Source organism: Thalassospira lucentensis (genome assembly GCF_032921865.1).
In the GTDB taxonomy this organism is placed as follows: domain Bacteria; phylum Pseudomonadota; class Alphaproteobacteria; order Rhodospirillales; family Thalassospiraceae; genus Thalassospira; species Thalassospira lucentensis_A.
The window spans coordinates 976009-997393 of sequence record NZ_CP136684.1; the positions used below are offsets into that span (position 1 = coordinate 976009).

Annotated in this window: 19 protein-coding genes; 12 read left to right on the forward strand and 7 right to left on the reverse strand. The window is 57.1% G+C overall.

Going from position 1 to position 21385, the window contains the following annotated elements; translation table 11 throughout:
• The first annotated feature begins 209 nt into the window (after positions 1-209).
• Entirely contained in the window at positions 210-2309 is a 2100-nt protein-coding gene (locus R1T41_RS05160; RefSeq protein WP_317340401.1) for a methyl-accepting chemotaxis protein, read from the forward strand.
• A 71-nt stretch (positions 2310-2380) separates the two neighbouring features.
• On the opposite strand, the gene R1T41_RS05165 is transcribed toward R1T41_RS05160, so the two are convergent.
• From R1T41_RS05165 to R1T41_RS05190, 6 genes are all read right to left on the reverse strand, one after another.
• A complete protein-coding gene (locus R1T41_RS05165; RefSeq protein ID WP_317340403.1) occupies positions 2381-3559 on the reverse strand; it encodes an adenosylhomocysteinase in 1179 nt (392 codons plus the stop codon).
• A gap of 141 nt (positions 3560-3700) precedes the next feature.
• Positions 3701-4405 carry a glutathione S-transferase N-terminal domain-containing protein gene (locus R1T41_RS05170; protein ID WP_317340405.1) on the reverse strand — a complete coding sequence of 235 codons (705 nt, stop codon included), beginning with the start codon at positions 4403-4405 and terminating at the stop codon, positions 3701-3703.
• A 284-nt stretch (positions 4406-4689) separates the two neighbouring features.
• Positions 4690-5130 carry a cyanase gene (gene cynS, locus R1T41_RS05175; protein WP_007092354.1) on the reverse strand — a complete coding sequence of 147 codons (441 nt, stop codon included), beginning with the start codon at positions 5128-5130 and terminating at the stop codon, positions 4690-4692.
• Between the two features lie 36 nt (positions 5131-5166).
• The gene (locus R1T41_RS05180; protein ID WP_317340408.1) at positions 5167-6096 is read right to left on the reverse strand and encodes an ABC transporter ATP-binding protein; all 930 of its coding nucleotides are present in this window, start codon (positions 6094-6096) and stop codon (positions 5167-5169) included.
• 11 nt (positions 6097-6107) lie between these two features.
• The gene (gene ntrB, locus R1T41_RS05185) at positions 6108-6938 is read right to left on the reverse strand and encodes a nitrate ABC transporter permease (RefSeq protein ID WP_007092352.1); all 831 of its coding nucleotides are present in this window, start codon (positions 6936-6938) and stop codon (positions 6108-6110) included.
• 1 nt (position 6939) lies between these two features.
• Positions 6940-8409: a CmpA/NrtA family ABC transporter substrate-binding protein gene (locus tag R1T41_RS05190; protein ID WP_317340412.1), complete on the reverse strand. Its 1470-nt coding sequence runs from the start codon at positions 8407-8409 to the stop codon at positions 6940-6942.
• A 212-nt stretch (positions 8410-8621) separates the two neighbouring features.
• On the opposite strand from R1T41_RS05190, the gene R1T41_RS05195 reads away from it, so the two are divergent.
• The 8 genes from R1T41_RS05195 (at position 8622) to rbsK (ending at position 17170) form a co-directional block, all read left to right on the forward strand.
• Entirely contained in the window at positions 8622-10565 is a 1944-nt protein-coding gene (locus R1T41_RS05195) for a sigma 54-interacting transcriptional regulator (RefSeq protein WP_317340414.1), read from the forward strand.
• A 139-nt stretch (positions 10566-10704) separates the two neighbouring features.
• Positions 10705-10899, forward strand: coding sequence for a twin transmembrane helix small protein (locus R1T41_RS05200; protein WP_062961271.1), 195 nt, complete (start codon positions 10705-10707; stop codon positions 10897-10899).
• 52 nt (positions 10900-10951) lie between these two features.
• On the forward strand, positions 10952-11524 hold the full coding sequence (locus R1T41_RS05205; protein WP_317340417.1) for a cob(I)yrinic acid a,c-diamide adenosyltransferase: 573 nt from the start codon (positions 10952-10954) through the stop codon (positions 11522-11524).
• Positions 11525-11766: 242 nt separating this feature from the next.
• Positions 11767-12516, forward strand: coding sequence for an electron transfer flavoprotein subunit beta/FixA family protein (locus tag R1T41_RS05210; RefSeq protein ID WP_037987118.1), 750 nt, complete (start codon positions 11767-11769; stop codon positions 12514-12516).
• Positions 12517-12531: 15 nt separating this feature from the next.
• A complete protein-coding gene (locus R1T41_RS05215; RefSeq protein ID WP_317340421.1) occupies positions 12532-13467 on the forward strand; it encodes an electron transfer flavoprotein subunit alpha/FixB family protein in 936 nt (311 codons plus the stop codon).
• Positions 13468-13547: 80 nt separating this feature from the next.
• Complete coding sequence (locus tag R1T41_RS05220) at positions 13548-14435, forward strand: 3-hydroxybutyryl-CoA dehydrogenase (protein WP_062948428.1); 888 nt, start codon at positions 13548-13550, stop codon at positions 14433-14435.
• 185 nt (positions 14436-14620) lie between these two features.
• Positions 14621-16087, forward strand: a complete 1467-nt coding sequence (xylB, locus tag R1T41_RS05225; RefSeq protein ID WP_317340424.1) for a xylulokinase — start codon at positions 14621-14623, stop codon at positions 16085-16087.
• 153 nt (positions 16088-16240) lie between these two features.
• Positions 16241-17170 carry a ribokinase gene (gene rbsK, locus R1T41_RS05230; RefSeq protein WP_317340425.1) on the forward strand — a complete coding sequence of 310 codons (930 nt, stop codon included), beginning with the start codon at positions 16241-16243 and terminating at the stop codon, positions 17168-17170.
• A gap of 5 nt (positions 17171-17175) precedes the next feature.
• Here the strand turns inward: rbsK and R1T41_RS05235 are convergent, their stop codons facing one another.
• On the reverse strand, positions 17176-17736 hold the full coding sequence (locus tag R1T41_RS05235) for a TlpA disulfide reductase family protein (protein ID WP_317340427.1): 561 nt from the start codon (positions 17734-17736) through the stop codon (positions 17176-17178).
• A 32-nt stretch (positions 17737-17768) separates the two neighbouring features.
• Between R1T41_RS05235 and argH the strand changes: the two genes are divergently transcribed.
• Genes argH through lysA form a run of 3 tightly spaced genes read left to right on the forward strand, consistent with a single transcriptional unit; the run spans position 17769 to position 20589 of the window.
• Entirely contained in the window at positions 17769-19184 is a 1416-nt protein-coding gene (argH, locus tag R1T41_RS05240; RefSeq protein ID WP_062948436.1) for an argininosuccinate lyase, read from the forward strand.
• Positions 19181-19327 carry an LPS translocon maturation chaperone LptM gene (gene lptM / locus R1T41_RS05245; protein WP_147250134.1) on the forward strand — a complete coding sequence of 49 codons (147 nt, stop codon included), beginning with the start codon at positions 19181-19183 and terminating at the stop codon, positions 19325-19327. Before argH ends, lptM begins: the two co-directional genes overlap by 4 nt.
• Entirely contained in the window at positions 19324-20589 is a 1266-nt protein-coding gene (gene lysA, locus R1T41_RS05250; RefSeq protein ID WP_317340430.1) for a diaminopimelate decarboxylase, read from the forward strand. Before lptM ends, lysA begins: the two co-directional genes overlap by 4 nt.
• Positions 20590-21385 lie beyond the last annotated feature (796 nt).

A 21385-nucleotide genomic window follows, 5' to 3' on the forward strand; every position in this document is an offset into this window, starting at 1 on the left:
CTGTTCCAGCGAACCGTGGCCCCGGTGAAAAACTTGGGCAAACTTGGCCCGTCAACCTTGACGGGCCTCTTTCTTGTATCAACCTAAAGTATGATATCTGTATACCTACCCTGCGGTGGTAACATCACTTTAATCAACAGGTAAAAAATCGAAAAATCGAAGCCTGTGCGGCCTGATGTGCCGAAGGGGAAATAGGGAGAGACGTTTCTATGAATCACGCGTCTGCATCACCGGAAAATACAATTTTTACGCGTGCACACGCCGCGCGCGAGATTTTTGACAAACATGCCGACAAGCTCGCCGAAAGCCTTCTGGCCGAGCTGTTTGGCTCAGGTCAGAACAGCCGTAATCCGCACGATCCGAAAGCCCATGTCAGCGCACTGGCAAAACGCCTGCGTACATTGATGGCCGCAACCAACGGATCAGATTTTGATGCCTGCTTTGCCGATCACATTCTGGCCGATGCCATTGTCGGCACCCCGGCAAGCCGCATCGTTCAGGCCTACCACAACACAATCGAAAATTTTGCCCGACTGGCGGCCTCCGAGGGACGCGGCAGACGCGATCCCGGCGTGCTGGACGCCTGCCGTTCGGTGCTGATGGGGGATATGGCCTGCCTGATGGCCAAGGCGGAACGTAAATCCGCACAGGGCCGTTCGGCATCGGAAATCCAGTCGATGTCGGAAATCATTGAACGCGAAACCGATAACATGATCGCCGAAGTCGGGTTTCAGGCCGGTCGCACCAATGACGTGGCGCAAATCATGGCATCCGATGCGCATGATCTGTCGGAACTGGTCGAACGGATCACATCGACCACCGCCATTGCCAGTAACAATGTCTCCACCGTCGCCTCCGCGACCGAGGAATTGCAGGCATCAAGCGAAGAAATCGCGGACCGCATCCACAAAACCAACGACATCGCCAGTCAGGCCGTGACCCGCGCACAGGAAACATCGGTCACGATGAACAGCCTGTCAGACACCGCAAGCGAGATCGGCAAGGTCGTCGATATCGTCAAACGCATTTCCGACCAGACCAAGATGCTCGCCCTCAACGCGACCATCGAAGCCGCCCGCGCAGGCGATGCTGGCAAGGGCTTTGCGGTTGTGGCGAACGAGGTCAAAAACCTCGCATCGCAAACCGAAAAGGCCATTTCCGATATCAACGCCCAGATCACCGCCATTCAGAACGCCACATCCGAGGCGGTCGGCGCGATCGAAGGCATTGGCGGCGCGATTGACGAAGTCAGCCAGCTTTCATCAGATATCGCCTCCTCCGTTCAGCAGCAAACCGCCGCCATCAGCGAGATTTCAACCAGCGCCCAGGAAGTGTCCACCCACATGCAGGGCATTTCCAGCGACATCGCACTGGCCAGCGAAAGATCACACAACGCCAGCAAGACATCGGAAAACCTGCGCATTCTCGCATCGAATATCCGCAAGGATATCAACGAGATGGAAAACCGGTTCCGCGTTGTTCTGCGTTCGGCAGACACCAGCAACCGCCGCAATCAGGAACGCGTTCCGATTGCCGTTGATATCGAAATGGATTTCGGCAATGGCGACAAACGCAAGGGCGTTACCGCCGATATGTCGGTGGCCGGTCTTCTGGCCCGGATCAAGGCCAGCGATCAGGACAATGGCAAACCGGTTTCGATCCTGCTTGATGGCAACACCCGTCTGCACGGCATCCTGAAGGCGGTTTCAAATCTGGGGTCGCATGTCCAGTTCACCGAACTGGACGAAGAAGCCAACCGCACGATCATGGGGCTTTTGCAGAAAACCCGCGATCACGACAACAAGATCGCCGAACTGGGCGCACCCTTGGCGGCCCAACTGGCAAAGGTACTGGAAAACGGCATCCGCAATGGCGAGATCAGAAAAGAAGATCTGTTCCGTCCCCGCTATGAACCGATTGACGGCACAGACCCGATACAGTTCATGACGCCCTATATCCCCTATACCGACCGGCATTTCACCCCGTTACAGGAAGAAATCCTGCAAAAGGACAAACATATCGTCTTTGCCGCCGGGGTGGATATCAACGGCTTCCTGCCGACCCATAACAAGGTCTACAGCCAGCCACAGCGCCGCGGTGAACCGGCATGGAACATGGGCAACTGCCGCAACCGGCGCATCTTTGACGACCGGGCCGGCCTGATGGCGGCACGCAATACCAAACCCAAACTGTTGCAGACCTATTTCCGCGACATGGGATCAGAAGTCGTCTTCATGAAGGAATGCGACATCCCGATTGTGGTCAATGGCGAACAATGGGGCAATCTGCGCATCGGCTATCGCGCCTGATCATTGCCAGAAGCAGAAACAAAAACACCCCGGTCACATGCCGGGGTGTTTTGTATTTGATGAAACGGAAATCAGCTATGCGACCGTAAAACCGCCTCGGCGATTTCGCGTTCGACATCCGCCGGGTAATCATAGAATCCCGGCTTGAAGGACGATGCGCCCCCTGATGCCAGCCAGTCGATCCCGCGAATCAGAATGGCGGAAAACGGGTCAAACAGGTCCTTGCCCGATCCCCCCATGCCCGGCGCGAGGTTAAGAAGGCTGCCACGGTTCAGAAGGTAAACTTCCTTGCCGTTATCAAGCGTGAAACGTTCGATATAGCGGCGCATCCGGGTGCATTCCTGCGTATCAAGCCATTTGACGTCAATTTCGGTATTGGAATGCCCGACATTGACCAGAATGGCACCACGACGCGCCAGTTTGATCTGATCCGGGCCAAGAATGCCGGAAAAACCGGTGGCGGTAACGACAATCGCACATTCCCGAAGCCCGTCTTCAAGCGCCACAACGCGGCAACCGTGATGCTGTGCTTCAAGGGCGCGAACCGGATCGCGTTCGGCGACCGATACGACCGCCCCCAGATTGCGCGCCCGTTCGGCAACGCCGCGCCCGACCGGGCCAAAGCCGATCACCAGAACCGAACGACCATAAAGCGCCAGACCGGTGACATTGGAAAAGACCGGCCACATTTCCTGCGCCACGTGATGGCGATTATGCAGTCGATCCTTGATCGCGATATCGTTCCAGTTAAAGACCGGGAAAGTGAAATCAAGCTTTTCAACGCGGTGAACGCCGGTCGTGGTCGCTTCAAGCGCACCATCAACCTTATGGCCCTTTTTCACAAACGCCTCGATCAGTTCCCCACCCATGTCGGCCACGATATCGGCCGGGCTATCAGACAGGATATCGATGCTTTTGGCATATTCTTCTGGTGTCATGCCGGAAAAGGCATGGACCTCGACCCCGTTCGCCGCCAGATAGGCCGCCGCAACATCATCGGTGCTATCGGGGTTGCACGCGCCCACCTTGACCTTGGCGCCTGCTTTGACGAACGGCAGCAAGGTCGGAATGGTGTCTTCAAGAACGTGCTGGAAACTGACGATGGTTTTGTCACGCAGATCGCGTTTGGCAACGTAATTGCCGTATTTGGCAGTCACCGGGCAGATCACCTCGCGCCAGGCAAGGGTTTCATCGGTGATATTGGCAGCAAGTGCCGGATCCTTGATGCGGCTGGTGGTCGAGGTGGTCATGGGTGGGCTCGCTTGAAACGTGGGACGAATACTGGATTACCCCCATGTGTTAATCCCAGCCCGGCCGGATGAAAAGCATTTCTGACCATGTGGTCAGATTTTTCATCCGGCGGGCAGGATCAAGGACGCGAACCCCTTACTTTAAGGACGCGCCGGAATTTCCAGACCACGTTGCACCGCCGGACGCGCAAGCCCGCGTTCAAGCCATGCCGGAACGTTTTTGAGGCTGTCATAATCCACCAGTGCCCCGGCATCATAGAAACCGACCAGATTGCGCACCCAGCCAAGGGTTGCGATATCGGCAATGGTATATTCATCACCCATGATCCAGTCACGCCCGGCAAGACGCGTTTCCAGAACACCCAGCAAACGTTTGGATTCCCCAACATACCGATCCCGCGGGCGTTTATCCTCGTATTCACGCCCGGCAAATTTGTGGAAAAAGCCAAGCTGGCCAAACATCGGGCCAATTGCCGCCATCTGGAAAAACACCCACTGGATGGTTTCGATCCGGGCAATCGGATCAGATGGCAGGAATTTTCCGGTTTTTTCCGCCAGATACAAAAGAATTGCGCCCGATTCAAACAGGCCAACCGGTTTTCCATCCGGGCCGTTAGGGTCAATGATGGCCGGGATTTTGCCATTCGGGTTCAGCGACAGGAATTCCGGCGTCCAGGTTTCGTCCTTGCCGATATCGATGAAATGCGGCTCGTAATCGATGCCGGTTTCTTCCAGCATGATCGAAACCTTGACCCCGTTCGGTGTCGGCAGGGAATAAAGCTGCAGGATATCGGGGTTCTTGGCGGGCCAGCGTTTGGTGATGTCAAATGCGGACAGATCAGCCATCTGATTATTATCCTTCCTGATTTGGGTCATGGTGGTTGATGGGATCGCACATTGCGCCAGACCATCAACCCTTATCCAACGTGATGTCCCCAAGATGTAGGATAAGACGGTCTTCCCGCCAGCGCGAAATTGGCAATTGACTGTTTCCCGACCTGTTTCAGTCCTGCGGCAACAACAGATCAGGCCAACCCGCGCATGCAGATCGGCCTGACTGGACTGCGACATCCGGATCAATATTCATCCGCTGCCGATATGGGATTGCCTTAACCGCGTGCGATATTATCTTACCAGGCACGATAAGGCAGGAATTTGCCATCAAGGGTCACGACAACGCGGTCGCCCTTCGGATCGGCCTTGCGTTCGATATACATTTCGTAATCAATCGCGCTCATGATGCCGTCGCCGAACTTCTCATGGATGATTTCTTTGATCGTTTCGCCGTAAACGCCCATGATTTCATAGATACGGTACACGGCTGGATCGGTCGGCACCGCCTGTTCCCAGATTTTCATCGGGCATTCCTGCAACACGGCGGATGCCTCCGCCGGAAGCTCCAGCAGGGCCACCAGCATATCGGCCTTTTCCTTGGGCGCGGAATTCATGCCAAGGCAGACCGACGTGGTCCATACCGGGGACATGCCGATCTTGCTGGCGATTTCTTCCCAGCCAAGACCCTTGGCTTTTTTGGACGTAATGATCAGTTCTTTCACATCTGCTTTTTTCACAGCTTTTCTCCACTTCACTGTCTGTGTCGTTACGGATTAGTCGGCACCATTCACCACCCGCGCACGCGCAGGTGTTTCCCCGGCACCTTTGTTGGATTTATTGGCAACCGGCCCGTTCAGACCAAAACGGATGACGTTCGGTTCGGAAACGCCATCCTCGTCGCGCTTCCCGGCCAGTTCGCGGGACCGTTTGGCAAGGAATTCGACCAGATGGTTGCGAATATCGTAATAGTCGGGATGATGGATGATATCGGCCCTGACACGCGGACGTTCGATATCGACCTGTACCGATTCCGCAACCCTGGCATAGGGGCCGTTGGTCATCAGAAGGATGCGGTCGGCAAGAAGGATCGCCTCGTCCACATCATGGGTGATCATGAAGACAGTCTGATCCGACCCGGCCCAGATACGGATCAATTCATCCTGAATGCTGCCCCGTGTCAGGGCATCAAGTGCCCCAAACGGCTCATCCAGCAACAGCAGTTCCGGCTGAATGGCAAAGGCACGCGCAATCGAAACGCGCTGACGCATGCCACCTGATAATTGTGATGGCTTGCGAAGCTCCGCCCCGCCGGTCAAACCCACCATTTCCAGATATTTGATCGAATGATCATGGACCTGTTTCTTGGTCCAGTTGCGATGACGCGCCTGCACGGCAAAGGTCACGTTTTTAAGCGCGGATAACCACGGCAACAGGGAATAGTTCTGAAACACGATACCGCGATCAAGGCTCGGCCCCGATACTTCCCTGCCATTCATGATCACCGCACCGTCGGTCGGCTCGTCCAGCCCGGCAAGGATATTCAGGATCGTCGATTTGCCGCAGCCCGAATGACCGATGATGCAGACAAATTCGCCCTTTTCGATGCCAAGATTGACGTTTTCAAACACGGTTAACGGATCAGATCCCTTAGGGCCGGGAAACCGTTTGCTTAGTCCCTGTACGCTCAGGAAGGGTGTTGGCATGGTGCTTTTCCTTATTCCTGGTACTGCACAAGGCGGGCGCAATAGGCGAACGCCGTATCAAGAAGCATGCCGACAAGGCCGATCATCAGGATCGAAAAGATCACACTGGTCAGATCCAGATTGTTCCATTCGTTCCAGACGTAATAGCCAATGCCGGTACCGCCCACGAGCATCTCGGCGGCCACAATCACCAGCCACGCAATCCCGATGGAAATCCGCATCCCCGTCAGGATCGTCGGCGCCGCCGCCGGAAGAATGACGATCCATGCGGTTTTAAGCGTGCCCAGTTCATGGGTGCGCGCGACATTGACCCAGTCCTTGCGTACACCGGCAACGCCAAAGGCCGTATTGATCAGCATCGGCCAGATCGAACAGATAAAGATCACGAAAATCGCCGATGCCTGACTGTCCTGAATGACAAATAGCGCAAGCGGCATCCACGCCAGCGGCGAAATCGGGCGAAGGATCTGGATGAACGGATCAAGTGCCCGATACATCAATGGCGACATGCCAATCAGAAACCCGGCGGGAATGGCAATTGCAGCGGCCAGAAAATAGCCCGACAGCACGCGATAAAGCGAATAGCCGATCTGAATGCCAATCCCCTTGTCGTTGGGACCGGCATCATAGAAAGGGTTGGAAAGTTCTTCCCACGCCTTGACAAACACCGCAGATGGCGGCGGCACGGCGGCCTTTGGCTCTGCCCCGCCCATCAGGATTTCATATTCTGTCAGTTCACTGCCCAGTTTCTGCTGGGGGCTGGCGGCCTCCCATATTCCAAGAAGAACCGCCAGCAAAACAGCAGACAACAGCAGCGCCCTGGCATTCAGGGATGCGATCATATCAGCTTACCCCTTTGCCAATCGGGAAGCTGTTGACATAGGCCTCGGGCTGATCGGGGTCGAACTCTTTGCCCATGATCGTGTATTTCTGATAGGTGCTGTCTGGTGCTTCGTAGCCAAGGTCCTTCATGATCTTGGCGCAATCGCTCGCGACATAGACTTCTTCGGCGATTTTCTTGTAATCGACATCGCCGTCGATATAGCCCCAGCGCTTCATCTGCGTCAGAATCCACACACCCATCGAATGCCACGGGAACGGATCGAAATCGATGCGATCCGGCACATTCTTGACCTCGCCCAGACCATCGGCATACCGCCCGGTCAGGACCTGCTCGATGACCGGCACCGGCTGGTTCAGATAGTTGGTCGGCGCGATTGCTGCCGAAATTTCCTTGCGGTTTTCCGGCTTCGATGCGTATTGCGTCGCATCGACAATCGATTTCAGAAGCGCGCCATAGGTATTGGGCATTTCATCGGCAAATGCCTTGGAACAGGCAAATGCGCAGCACGGATGACCTTCCCAGATATCCTTGGTCAGGGTGTGGATGAAGCCGATTTTCTCCCAGACGGCACGCTGGTTGAACGGATCAGGCGACAGATAGCCATCAAGGTTACCCGCACGCAGGTTGGCGACCATTTCGGGCGGCGGAACGACACGGATCTGGATGTCTTTATCCGGGTCAAGGCCATGTTCGGCGACGTAATAACGCAGCAGGAAGTTGTGCATCGAATATTCGAACGGCACACCGAACTTGAAGCCCTTCCACTGTTTGGGATCGCGTTTATCAAGATGGTCGTTATGCAGGACAATCGCCTGCCCGTTGATGTTTTCAACTGCCGGCATCAGGAACGGGGTTGCGGTCGAACCCGCCCCCATGGTGATGGCAAGCGGCATCGGGGTGAGCATATGCGACGCGTCATATTCATTGTTCAATGACTTGTCACGTGCGACCGCCCAGCCCGCAGTTTTGATCACATCGACATCAAGGCCGTATTTCTCATAAAAGCCCATCGGCTGGGCCATAATGATCGGTGTGGCGCAGGTGATCGGAACAAAACCGATATTAAGCTTGGTCTTTTCCGGCGTGCCCAGATCATCAAGGATCGCCGCCTTGACCTTATCCAGCGGCAGGACCGACGCCAGTGCCGCCATCATCGTGCCGCTGCCAACCATTTTGGCAAAGGAACGACGCGAAATCTCGTTATGCCCGAAGACAGAGCGGACCACCGCACTTTCAATCGCGCGATCCAGCATTTCCTCGCTGCTGGCAAGTTTGCCAGACGATGACGCCGCGCCATCCACAGCCATATCGCTATGGGCGGGCATCGATGCCAGATCGTATGTGTCTTCGTGATGGTCATGACCGGCATGGTGATGTTTGCCGGTTGCGCAAGCCTCGCAGCCGCACGATTTGCTATGCCGCAGATCGCTTTCGCCACTGAATGGATCGCCCAGACTTTTGATAGACATGTGGTCACCCCCTGTTTTGTTTACGCCGCCCGTCAGGCGACACCGATATTCGGGGTGATAACAGCAACCGGCGTGCCAGATTTGTGCAGCGCGAAAAACTCTAGGGAAAGACTGGACTTTGGCCCGAAACAGGCGCAATCTCGGGCTATACGAAATTTCGTAATTTACGATATTTCGTAACCATATTTACGAAATATCGTAGGCCAATCACGATGGATCAGATTGCAAACCCGCCACCCCCAACGGTTTCGGATGCCCTGTATCAACAGGCCCTTGCATCGCATATTCATCCGACTTTGCTGGTGCATCCGCAAAGTGATCGCATCATGTTTGCCAATCAGGCGGCGGCGCATTTGCTGGGCCGCAGCATTGCGGACCTTAAATCTACCGCCATGAGCAGCCTGCACAAGGGGCAGGTGCCAAGCCTTGTGGTGTTCAGTCAGGCCGCCCTTTATCACGGCTTCGCCTGGACGCGGGGCCTTAACCTGATGCATGCGGATGGCACCGAAATCCAGCTTGAACACGAAGCCCGCGCCCTGCACTGGGAGGGCGAGGATTACCTGATCATCATCCTGTGTGACCTTGATGCCCGCCACCGCCGCGACGTCGATGCCGAGGCCGATAATTACCTGCGCGAAGGCATTGCCGAATGGCGGCGTGCCGAACGGTTTTTCCGCGAAATCGAACGCGAAAACCAGTTGATCCTGGGGGCAGCGGGCGAAGGCATTTACGGGGTCAACAGCGACGGCATCACCACCTTCGTCAATCCGGCTGCCGAACGGATGCTGGGCTGGACGGCCGAGGAACTGGTGGGCAAGGAAATCCATTCGATCATCCACCATTCGCATATCAATGGCGATCCCTACCACGCCGAACATTGCCCGATTTACAATGCGTTCCGCGAAGGCATCGTTCGGCGGGTTGATGACGAGGTTTTCTGGCGCAGCGACGGCAAACCGATCCGGGTTGAATATACCTCCACCCCGATCCGCGATCATGGGCTGGTGATTGGCGCGGTGATCGTGTTTCGCGATATCACCGAACGCAAGATTGCCGAGGAAAAGCTGCATGCGGCGCTTGCCGAAGTCGACCGCCTGCGCGAAAGGCTCGAACTTGAAAACGCCTATCTGCAGGAAGAAATCCTGTCGACCAACAACCACCATGAAATCATCGGCCAGTCCGAGGCGATCAATAGTGCGCTTAAACAGATCGATCTGGTCGCCCCGACCGATGCCAACGTCCTGATCACCGGGGAATCGGGGACCGGCAAGGAACTGATCGCGCGCGCCATCCATCAGGCAAGCCACCGGCGCGACCGTGTTCTGGTGCGCGTGAACTGTGCCGCCATCCCCCATGAACTGTTCGAAAGCGAGTTTTTCGGCCATGTCCGCGGTGCCTTTACCGGGGCCGTGCGCGATCGCGTCGGGCGGTTCGAACTGGCCGATGGCGGAACGCTATTTCTGGACGAGGTCGGTGAAATCCCGCTGGAACTACAGGGCAAGCTTTTGCGCGTTCTGCAGGATCAGAAGTTCGAACGCATCGGCGAGGAACGCACGCGAGAGGTCAATGTAAGGCTATTGGCCGCAACCAACCGCGATCTCAAGGAAGAAGTCCGGCTCGGCCGCTTCCGCGAAGATCTGTATTTCCGCCTGAATGTGTTTCCCATCGAATGCCGGCCGCTGCGCGAACGGCCCGACGATATCCCGCCCCTGGCGACACATTTCCTGCGCAATATCTGCCAGCGGCTGAACATTCCGCAACTGACGCTCACCAACGGGCAGGTCCGAAGCCTGATGAAATATGACTGGCCGGGCAATGCGCGCGAACTTGAAAACATCATCGAACGCGCCGCCATTCTGGCGCGCGACGGTAAACTGAATTTTGACCTGCCCGAACCCAACCGCCGCGAAACAGATCATGGCAATGCCAACCCCGCACGTGATCAGGCCAGCCCCCAATCGGCAATCCTGACCGAAGATGACCGGCGCAAACGCGAATATGACAATATCATCCGCGCCCTTGAAACCACACGCGGCCGGATTTTTGGCCCCGATGGCGCGGCAGCCCTTTTGAATGTAAAGCCGACAACACTGGCATCGCGGATCAAAAAGCTTCGGATTGACCGGCGCGATTTCACGCCATCGGGCCAACCCTAGGATACGGCTATAGGAACCAGTCATCGGAAATCGCAAAGATTTTTCGATCTGCGACCTTGCCCCCGCCCGCAGTTTGACGCAGCATGTCGCCCCGCCCGGCACATCACACCCGCAGGGCGGCACAAAGGAGTAGTCCGGTATGGCTGGATTTTTACAGATTGGCGTTCTGATCGCGATGGCCGCGGTCGCGGTTATTCTGGTGCTTGGCATCATCACCATGGCACGTGGCAAGGATGCCAGAAAATCCAACAAGCTGATGCAGCTTCGCGTACTGGTACAGGGGATTGCCCTGCTGCTTCTGGTCATTCTGTCCTTCATGGCGCTGGGCAAATAGGCCCGCCGATGATCCACCCCGAAAGTCACGCATCAGGACAACGGAATTCACCATGGTTCAACTGACCCGCATCTACACCAAATCCGGCGACAAGGGCAAAACCGCCCTTGGCAATGGCACCCGCGTTGCCAAAAACGATATTCGCGTTGCGGCCTATGGCACGGTGGACGAAACCAATGCGGTGATTGGGGTTGCCCGCCTGCATGCGACTGGTGATGTCGATGCCATGCTCGCCCGCATCCAGAACGACCTTTTTGATCTTGGGGCCGATCTGTGCACGCCCGGTGATGGCAGCGACGATAACCCGGAACGCCCGGCCCTTCGCATCACGAGCAAGCAGACCGAGCGGCTGGAAAGCGAAATCGATGCGATCAATGCCGGTCTTGATCCGCTGACATCCTTTGTCCTGCCCGGTGGCAGCGCCCTTTCGGCCCAGCTTCATGTCGCGCGCACCGTATCGCGCCGCGCCGAACGGCTGATTGTGGAGCTCTCGGGAATCGAGGCGATCAACCCCGAAGCGGTCCGTTACATCAACCGCCTGTCGGACCATATGTTCGTTCTGGCCCGCCATGCCAATAATGGTGGCAAGGACGATATCCTGTGGCAACCCGGCCTGACCCGCTAGGCAAATATTCGAACAAACCCCTGTCTTTTCAGGGTTCGGTTGCGTATCAAGGCAGCCCGAGACTTCAGAATTTCAGTAAAGAAGTTGTCGTTAACGTTAACCTCTTTACGTAAATTGACAAGCCCCGTAGCACCCCCTATTGTGCATCGCGGGGAAAACAGTAACATCGGGCCCCACTGCGGACTGCCCCGGCAGAACGCAGCAAGCCCATAGCTTCGACAACAAAAACGAACAGGTCTGTCATGAAGGTTCTTGTCGCCGTTAAGCGCGTTGTGGATTACAACGTCAAGATCCGTGTCAAACAGGACCAGTCTGGCGTTGAATTGAACAACGTCAAAATGTCCATGAACCCGTTTGACGAAATCGCCGTTGAAGAGGCCGTCCGCCTCAAGGAAGCCGGCACCGCGACCGAAGTGGTCGCTGTATCGCTGGGTGTGAAACAGTGTCAGGAAACACTGCGTACCGCCCTTGCCATGGGTGCCGATCGCGGCATTCTGGTCGAAACCGACGACGAACTGCAACCGCTTGCCGTTGCCAAACTTCTCAAGGAAGTCGTTGCCAAGGAAAGCCCGGATCTCGTGATCCTCGGCAAACAGGCAATTGATGACGACGCCAACCAGACCGGTCAGATGCTGGCCGCCCTTCTGGACTGGCCGCAGGGCACGTTCGCGTCCAAGGTTGCCGTTGCCGATGGCAAGCTTGACGTCACCCGCGAAGTCGATGGTGGTCTTGAAACCATCAAGATCGATCTTCCGGCCATCGTCACCACCGACCTTCGCCTGAACGAGCCGCGCTATGCGTCGCTTCCCAACATCATGAAAGCCAAGAAAAAGCCGCTTGATACGCTAAGCCCGGCTGATCTTGGTGTCGACACCGCGCCGCGCCTGAAAACCCTGAAAGTGACGGAACCGCCGGCACGTCAGGCAGGTGTAAAAGTTGCCAGCGTCGCCGAGCTTGTCGACAAGCTTCGCAACGAAGCAAAAGTGATTTAAGCGGGGGCCGATCAAATGAGCATTCTTGTTATTGCCGAACACGACAATACCGAACTGAAGGGCGCAACGCTCAATACCGTTGCCGCCGCACAGAAAATCGGTGGCGACATCACCATTCTGGTCGCGGGCGAAAACTGCCGTGCGGTTGCCGATGCGGCCGCAAAGGTTGCGGGCGTTTCCAAGGTTCTGGTTGCCGATAACGCGGCCTATGGCCATTTCCTGGCTGAAAACCTGGCCGGTCTCGTCAATGAACTGGCCGGTGATTACAGCCACGTTCTGGTGGCCGCTTCGACCACGGGCAAAAACTTCATGCCCCGCGTTGCAGCATTGAAAGACGTCGCGCAGATTTCCGACATCACCGATGTCGAAGGTGCCGATACCTTCGTCCGTCCGATCTATGCCGGTAACGCGATGGCAACCGTTCAGTCGTCAGACAGCCTGAAACTGATCACCGTCCGTACCACGGGCTTTGATCCGGTCGCGGCCGAAGGCGGTTCTGCATCGATCGAAGATATCGCAACTGCGAAAGATGCCGGAAAATCCGCTTTTGTCAGTCAGGAACTGACCGAGTCGGAACGTCCGGAACTGACCGCAGCCAGTGTTGTCATCTCTGGCGGTCGCGGCATGGGCTCGGGCGAGAACTTCCACCTGATCGAACCGATTGCCGATAAACTCGGCGCTGCCATTGGCGCTTCGCGTGCCGCAGTCGATGCGGGATACGCCCCGAACGACTGGCAGGTCGGCCAGACCGGCAAAGTTGTTGCACCGCAGCTATACATTGCGGTAGGCATTTCAGGTGCGATACAGCACCTTGCCGGCATGAAGGACAGTAAGGTCATTGTTGCGATCAACAAGGACGAAGAAGCACCGATCTTCTCGGTTGCCGATTACGGTCTTGTCGCGGACCTGTTCGAGGCCCTTCCCGCACTGGCGAGCGAACTCGACAAATAATCAGATCCCATCTAGGGTCAGAACAGTCAAAGAACATTGTTCTGACCTTGTTTTGACCCTGGGGGATGAGTGGGGAACAAATGGCTTCGCTTGAAGATATCAAGACCATTGGCGTAATCGGCGCCGGTCAGATGGGCAACGGGATTGCTCATGTGATTGCGCTTGCCGACTACGACGTCCGACTGCTTGACGTATCGGCAGAGGCGCTCGACAAGGCGCTTGGCCTGATTGGCAAGAACATGGATCGTCAGGTCAAGAAAGACCTGATTACCGAGGCACAGAAAGAAGCGGCCCTTGCCCGGATTACCACGGGTACGGATTACAGCTTCCTGTCTGACTGCGATCTCGTGATCGAGGCCGCAACCGAAAACGAAGAGACCAAGAAACAGATTTTCAAGGCTCTGTGTCCGGTTCTGGGTCCCGAAGCCATCATTGCGACCAACACATCGTCCATTTCGGTGACGCGTCTGGCTTCCTATACAGACCGCCCGTCGAAATTCATGGGCATGCACTTCATGAACCCGGTGCCGCTGATGAAGCTGGTCGAACTGATCCGTGGTATTGCCACGGACGAGCCGACCTATCGCACCATTCATGAACTGACCAAGAAACTGGGCAAGGACACGGCAAGTGCCGAAGATTTCCCGGCTTTCATCGTGAACCGTATTCTGCTGCCGATGATCAACGAGGCGATCTATACGCTTTACGAAGGTGTCGGCAATGTCCGGTCCATCGACGATGCCATGCGCCTTGGCGCAAACCATCCGATGGGGCCGCTGCAACTGGCCGATTTCATTGGTCTGGATACCTGCCTGTCGATCATGCATGTCCTGCATGATGGTCTGGCCGATACCAAATATCGCCCTTGCCCGCTTCTGGTCAAATATGTCGAAGCCGGCTGGCTTGGCCGCAAGGTCGGCCGCGGCTTCTATGACTATAGCGGCGACGAGCCGGTTCCGACCCGCTGATCATCGCCGGATCAAAAATTCAAAAGGCCACTGCATCACTGCGGTGGCCTTTTTGCATTGGGGGTATACCCCCGCCTTGATGATTTAACCGACGTGCAAAGCTTTTGATCTTTCGATCAGAAATTGCCCTGCTATGATGACCCATAAGAAACCAAGACCAAAAAGAATCCAGGAGGCCGTCCCACATGTTTCTCGGAATAGATGTCGGTACATCTGCCGTTAAAGCGCTTCTGATGGATGAACATTCGGTCACCGTCGCCGAAACAGATGTGCCCCTGACGCTGAGCAACCCCAAACCATTCTGGAGCGAGCAGCACCCGGATGACTGGTGGGCTGCGACCTGCACGGCGATGGATCAGTTGAAATCATCCAACCCCGCCGCCCTTGCCGCGGTTCGCGCGATTGGCCTGTCGGGCCAGATGCACGGTGCGGTGATCCTTGATGCGAACGATAAACCACTTCGTCCTGCGATCCTGTGGAATGACGGCCGGGCAAAGGCCGAATGCGATGAATTGCAGGCCGCCCTGCCCGATCTGCCATCGCGTGCCGGTGTGGTCGCCATGCCGGGCATGACCGCGCCCAAACTGATCTGGCTGCGCAAACACGAACCCGATATCTTTGCCCGGATCAAAACCGTCCTGCTGCCCAAGGATTACATCCGTTTCTGCCTGACCGGCGAAAAGGTCACCGAAATGTCGGATGCCGCCGGCACGCTCTGGCTTGATGAAGAAAGCCGAAGCTGGAACTTTGACGCCATCGCCGCAACCGGCATGGATATCGCCCAACTACCCCGCCTTGTCGAAGGCAGCGACCCCACCGGCCATCTGCGCGGTGAACTGGCCGCGCGCTGGGACATGAAGCCGACCGTGATTGTCGCGGGCGGCGGCGGGGATGCCGCGACCGGTGGCATCGGTGTCGGCGCGGTCAGCCATGGCGACGGCTTCATTTCGCTCGGCACATCGTCACAGATTTTCGTCGCATCGGATCGTTATCGCCCGAAACCCCACGAACTTCTGCACAGCTTCGCCCATGCAGTACCCCAGCACTGGTTCCAGATGGCCGTCCTGCTGAACGGGGCAAGCTGCCTTTTGTGGGCGGCAAACCTGTTGGGTGAAAAGGATATCGGCGCATTGCTGCAACGGACCGAAGCCGGGCACAAGGCCCCCTCGGATGTCGTGTTCCTGCCCTACCTTAATGGCGAACGAACCCCGCATAACGATCCCTATGCGCGCGGCGTGTTCTTTGGCCTTGGCAGTGACACATCACGCGAAACAATGGTCCAGTCGGTGCTTGAAGGTGTCGGTTTTGCCCTTCTGGATGGGCAGTCACGCCTGCATGCCGCCGGAACGCATTGTGAATTGCCCGGTGTCATTGGCGGCGGTGCGCGCAGCCGATACTGGATTCAGTTGATATCGGATATCATGGGCTGCCCGCTTGCCCGATACGAAGGGGCGGCCAAGGGCCCGGCCTTTGGCGCGGCGCGCCTTGGACGGCTGGCACTCGATAACGAAACGGTCGAGGATGTCTGCCAGAAACCGGCCATTCAGGAAGTGATCGAACCCGATATGAACAGACACGCGGCCTATCAACCGCGATTTGCCAAATTCAAACGCATCTATTCCGCGCTTCGCGAAGAATTCCAACCCGCCTGACCCACGCCACCAGACTGATACCTTTTGCCCCACCTGATCGGCTTTTTTGCGGTGTGATGCATTTCACCTGAAATGTTGCACCGGGTTCTTTAATCACTTCAAAAGATGCCAATATCAGCAAAAGGTATTAGAAATTTGCCAATCGGATAGCCCATGACCATTGCCATTGTCGGAAGTTCCAATATCGATTTTGCCGCCCGCGTTGCCGAATTGCCCAAACCCGGCCAAACCGTATCGGCCAAGGATTACATCACAGGCCCCGGCGGCAAAGGCTGCAATCAGGCGGTTGCCGTGGCCCGCCTGGGGCAGAAACCTGTTTTCATTTCCAAAATCGGCAATGATGTTCTGGGACGCAGTCTGATTGATACGCTCAAAATCGAAGGATTTGACACCAACCAGCTGATCCAGACGACGGATGCGCAGACCGGCACCGCCCTGATATCCATCGACGATGCCGGGGAAAACATCATCACCGTGGCCGGTGGTGCCAACATGACCATGAGCCGCGCCGACATCCGCGAAAAGCAGGTTTTCCTTGAACATTGCGACTATCTGCTCGTGCAGCTTGAATGCCCGGTTGTCGCCGTGGCCTGCGCCATGAAATATGCCCGCGACGCCGGGGCCACCATCATTCTTGATCCGGCACCGGTACCCGACCGGGTTGTTCTGCGCGATCTGATGACGCTGACCGATATCGTCACCCCCAATAGCAGCGAATGTTTCGCCATGACCGGCATTCTTCCCGAAAACCTTGAAACCGCCCATCAGGCCGCCGAAAAGCTGCGCGAAATGGGCGCCCGTATCGCGATCATCAAAATGGGATCAAAGGGCGCGTTTTATTCGGATGGCGATCAGTCCGGGATTGTCCCGCCATTTGATGTCTCGGCGATTGATACGGTTGCGGCGGGCGATTGCTTTAACGGTGGCCTGGCCGTCGCCCTGCACGAAGGACGCCCCTTGCGCGATGCCGTCCGCTTTGCCTGTGCGACCGGGGCATTGGCGACCACACGCTATGGTGCCGCCGATGCCGCCCCGACCCTTGATCAGGTTTTATCGCTTCTGGAACAAGATACCGGCACCTGATCGCGTCAGGACGCGGCATCAATCAGGCTGTTGAAATAATCGATGACCGGACCGGCATCCCATTTGGCCGTGCCTTCCAGCTTGCCAATGACCTGCCCGTTGGCATCAATCACGAAACTGGTCGGAAGGCCGCGCGCGCCAAAGGCCCGTGCGGTTGCCCCGCGCGGATCAAGCACGACATCAAGATGGCCGATTCCGTTTTCATCAAAGAATTCCTGCACGATTTCCGCCCCGCCGCGATCCTGACTAAGGGCCAGGACACGGAACGGCTTGCCCTCCATCTCAGACGCCAGACGATCAAGATCGGGCATTTCTTCAATGCAGGGCGCGCACCATGTCGCCCAAAGATTAACCAGAATAACCTGACCTTTCAGGTCTTTAAGGTCACTTTCGCTGCCATCTTTTTCGATGAAAACCGCCTTTTCCGGCAGGCTTGTGCTATCAGGTGCGGTGTCCATTTTCGAAAGTTCTTGCGGCAATTGCGTATCTGCGAAGGCAGGGCTTGCATAAATGGCCGATATGGCGACAATCACGCCCAGTTTTACGTAACGAAGCAGTGCCTTCACAATACTCACCTTTCCAACGCTTGCGGATCACAATGACCGATCAAAACGCCACCGACCAGAAAAATGCCAACGCCCTGTGGGGAGGCCGCTTTGAAGCGGGCCCGTCCGCCATCATGGAAGAAATCAATGCTTCCATCGGCTTTGACAAACGCCTGTACGCCCAGGACATTCAGGGTTCCAAAGCCCATTGCGCCATGCTGGTCAAGCAGAAGATCATCCCCGCAGAAGATGGCGAGAAAATAGTCGCGGGTCTAGACCAGATCCTTCAAGAAATCGAGAGCGGCCAGTTTACCTTCTCCGCCGCCCTTGAAGACATCCACATGAATGTCGAAAGCCGCCTGCGTGATCTGATCGGGCCTGCCGCCGGTCGCCTGCATACCGCGCGCTCCCGCAATGACCAGGTCGCGACCGATTTCAAACTCTGGGTGCGCGACGTGGCACTGGCCGATCTTGAAGCCGGGCTCAAGGGCCTTCAGGAAGCACTGGTTGAACAGGCCGGCACCCATGCTGAAACCATCATGCCGGGCTTTACCCACCTTCAGGCCGCCCAGCCGGTCACCTTTGGCCATCATCTTCTGGCCTATGTCGAAATGTTTGGCCGGGATCGTGGCCGCGTTGCCGATTGCCGCACGCGTGCTAATGAAAACCCGCTGGGTTCAGCGGCCCTTGCCGGAACGCCCTATCCGATTGACCGTCACATGACGGCGTCATCGCTTGGCTTTGATCGCCCGACCGCGAACTCGCTGGATGCGGTGTCGGATCGCGACTTTGCGCTGGAATATCTGAACGCGGCCTCGATCACCGCCATGCACCTGTCGCGCCTGGCCGAGGAAATGGTGATCTGGTGTTCGGCACAGTTCCGCTTTGTCGGCATGTCGGACAAGTTTTCGACCGGCTCCTCGATCATGCCGCAGAAACGCAACCCCGATGCCGCCGAGCTGATCCGCTCCAAGATCGGTCGTATCGTTGGCTGCTATAACTCGCTGATGCTCTCGATGAAGGGTCTGCCGCTGGCCTATTCCAAGGACATGCAGGAAGACAAGGAACCGGTCTTCGAGGCCCACGACCATCTGGGTCTGTGTGTCGCCGCCATGACCGGCATGATTGCCGACATGAAGGTTCACAAGGACAACATGCGTGCGGCTGCCGGTGCCGGTTACACCACCGCAACCGATCTGGCCGACTGGCTGGTCGCCGAACTTGGCATGCCGTTCCGCGATGCCCATCACGTGGTCGGTGCGACCGTGAAACTTGCCGAAGGCAAGGGTTGCGATCTTGATCAGCTTTCGCTCGAAGACCTTCAGGGGATCGAACCCAAAATCACCAACGCCGTTTACGATGTCCTGACTGTCGAGGCATCGGTCAGTGCCCGTCAAAGCTTTGGCGGCACCGCCCCGGTCCGGGTGAAGGAACAGGTCGCGGCGGCAAAGGAAAGGTTCCTGAAATGAGCAACCCGATCTTTAAACGCAGCACAGTGATCGTACTGGCGGTGATGCTGGGCCTGTCTGTTGCCGCCTGTGGCAAAAAAGGCCCGCTTGAACCACCGACCGACGAAGGCAACAAATATCCACGGACATATCCGGCACAATGAACCATTTTGAATATATTGATGGCGTCCTTCACGCAGAAGGCGTTTCCATCCCCGAGCTTGCCGAAAAAGTCGGCACGCCGTTCTATTGCTATTCCACCGCCACCCTTGAACGCCATTACAGGGTGTATGCCGGTGCGTTTGACGGGCTTGATGCCACGGTTTGCTATGCGATCAAGGCAAACTCCAATCAGGCCGTCCTGAAAACGCTCGCCAAACTGGGTGCCGGTGCCGATGTGGTTTCGGTTGGTGAAATGCGCCGCGCCCTGCGTGCCGGTGTCGCCCCGGGCAAAGTCATCTTTTCCGGCGTTGGCAAGGCCGATGCCGAAATGCGCGAAGCCCTTGATGCCGATATCGCCCAGATCAATGTCGAAAGCATCCCGGAACTCGAAGAACTCAACCGGGTTGCCCTCGACATGGGTAAAAAGGCCCGGATCGCGATCCGCATCAACCCGCATGTCGATGCCAAGACCCATGAAAAGATCGCCACCGGCAAGGCCGAAAACAAATTCGGCATCGACTGGACCCGCGCGATCGAGGTTTACCGCATGGCCGCCGCCATGGACGGGATCGAGGTCACCGGCATTGCGATGCATATCGGATCACAGCTAACCGATCTTGCCCCCTTCCGGGAGGCCTTCACCCGTCTTGCCGGGCTGGTCGAAAAGCTTCGCGCCGAAGGCATCAATATCCGTAATCTCGACCTTGGTGGCGGGCTTGGCATTGCCTATCAGGGCGAAACCCCGCCCCTGCCCGATGCCTATGGCCAGATGGTGCGTGAAACCGTCGGTCACCTTGGCTGTCACATCACGCTGGAACCGGGCCGCCTGATTGCTGGCAATGCCGGTGTGATGATTTCGCGTGTCATGTATATCAAGGACGGCGAAGCCAAACGCTTTGTCATTCTCGATGCCGCGATGAACGACCTGATCCGGCCAACCCTTTACAGCGCCTATCACGAAATCATCCCCGTCGATGAACAGGGTGAAGGCGACAAACAGGCGACCGTCGATATCGTCGGACCGGTCTGCGAAACCGGCGACACCTTTGGCAAGGACCGCAAACTGCCCGATGATCTGAAACCGGGCGATCTGGTCGCGGTCATGTCGGCAGGTGCCTATGGTGCGGTGATGTCATCGACCTACAACACCCGTGCCCTGACGCCCGAAGTTCTGGTCAAGGGCAACGACTTCGCCATCGTCCGCCCGCGCCAGTCGATTGACGACCTGATCGGTCTGGACCGCATTCCCGACTGGCTCGACTGATCCGGGCCGGCAAAAACCGGAAAAACTTTGCAAGGCGGTCTTTCAACACGAAAGGCCGCCTTCTGCATATCCGCATCCTGCCCGGCAGGGTTCATCTGACCTGCCCCATCTCCTTCGATCTCCCGGATGGTTCCGGGGACCAACGGCAGTACAGGAACGCCAGACTCCGAAAGCATGGTAACCGGCCGGTTCTCCGGGAAGCAGACGAAATGCCCCACCCGAACAAAACACGGCCTTCCGACAGACGTCCCACTGACAGCCACAGGCTTACCGCCCGCTCCGGTCCCTTCCGCCAACGCCATGACCACGAAGCCCGGCCAAACCCCGGACCTCAGAAAGCCTAACCACCAGACACCCCACAGACCGCCCAAAACCTCGCTGCCCGTTTCGGCCGCTTCCGGCAATGGCATGATCACGAAACCCGGACGCACCTCGGGCCTCCACCAGCCCTCGCCAGCAGATGGCACACTGACGGCCCGCAGCCTCGCTACCCGCTCCGCCCTCTCGGCAATGCCATGATCACCGACGCCCGGACAAAACTCGGGCCTCCAGCAACCGTCGCCGACGGACAATCATCGGCCGCTTTGCCGCCTCGATCACCGTCCGGCCAAGGCGGCAACCTGCCACCTCGACGACCAGACACACCTCGGGCCACTGCCATTTTCACCAGCAGACGGTCCAGGGGCTCGCTGCCCACTTCGATCATCTTCCGGCCACGGCGGCAACCTGCCACCCCGGCGTCCAGACACACCTCGGGCTGCTGCCATTTTCACCAGCAGACGGTTTTCGGGCGCAC

Excerpts from the sequence above, each read along its gene's own strand:
- R1T41_RS05160 (WP_317340401.1), top strand. The coding sequence starts at position 210 with ATGAATCACGCGTCTGCATCACCGGAAAATACAATTTTTACGCGTGCA.
- R1T41_RS05165 (WP_317340403.1), bottom strand. The coding sequence starts at position 3,559 with ATGACCACCTCGACCACCAGCCGCATCAAGGATCCGGCACTTGCTGCC.
- R1T41_RS05170 (WP_317340405.1), bottom strand. The coding sequence starts at position 4,405 with ATGGCTGATCTGTCCGCATTTGACATCACCAAACGCTGGCCCGCCAAG.
- R1T41_RS05180 (WP_317340408.1), bottom strand. The coding sequence starts at position 6,096 with ATGCCAACACCCTTCCTGAGCGTACAGGGACTAAGCAAACGGTTTCCC.
- ntrB (WP_007092352.1), bottom strand. The coding sequence starts at position 6,938 with ATGATCGCATCCCTGAATGCCAGGGCGCTGCTGTTGTCTGCTGTTTTG.
- R1T41_RS05190 (WP_317340412.1), bottom strand. The coding sequence starts at position 8,409 with ATGTCTATCAAAAGTCTGGGCGATCCATTCAGTGGCGAAAGCGATCTG.
- R1T41_RS05195 (WP_317340414.1), top strand. The coding sequence starts at position 8,622 with ATGGATCAGATTGCAAACCCGCCACCCCCAACGGTTTCGGATGCCCTG.
- R1T41_RS05200 (WP_062961271.1), top strand. The coding sequence starts at position 10,705 with ATGGCTGGATTTTTACAGATTGGCGTTCTGATCGCGATGGCCGCGGTC.
- R1T41_RS05205 (WP_317340417.1), top strand. The coding sequence starts at position 10,952 with ATGGTTCAACTGACCCGCATCTACACCAAATCCGGCGACAAGGGCAAA.
- R1T41_RS05210 (WP_037987118.1), top strand. The coding sequence starts at position 11,767 with ATGAAGGTTCTTGTCGCCGTTAAGCGCGTTGTGGATTACAACGTCAAG.
- R1T41_RS05215 (WP_317340421.1), top strand. The coding sequence starts at position 12,532 with ATGAGCATTCTTGTTATTGCCGAACACGACAATACCGAACTGAAGGGC.
- R1T41_RS05220 (WP_062948428.1), top strand. The coding sequence starts at position 13,548 with ATGGCTTCGCTTGAAGATATCAAGACCATTGGCGTAATCGGCGCCGGT.
- xylB (WP_317340424.1), top strand. The coding sequence starts at position 14,621 with ATGTTTCTCGGAATAGATGTCGGTACATCTGCCGTTAAAGCGCTTCTG.
- rbsK (WP_317340425.1), top strand. The coding sequence starts at position 16,241 with ATGACCATTGCCATTGTCGGAAGTTCCAATATCGATTTTGCCGCCCGC.
- argH (WP_062948436.1), top strand. The coding sequence starts at position 17,769 with ATGACCGATCAAAACGCCACCGACCAGAAAAATGCCAACGCCCTGTGG.
- lptM (WP_147250134.1), top strand. The coding sequence starts at position 19,181 with ATGAGCAACCCGATCTTTAAACGCAGCACAGTGATCGTACTGGCGGTG.
- lysA (WP_317340430.1), top strand. The coding sequence starts at position 19,324 with ATGAACCATTTTGAATATATTGATGGCGTCCTTCACGCAGAAGGCGTT.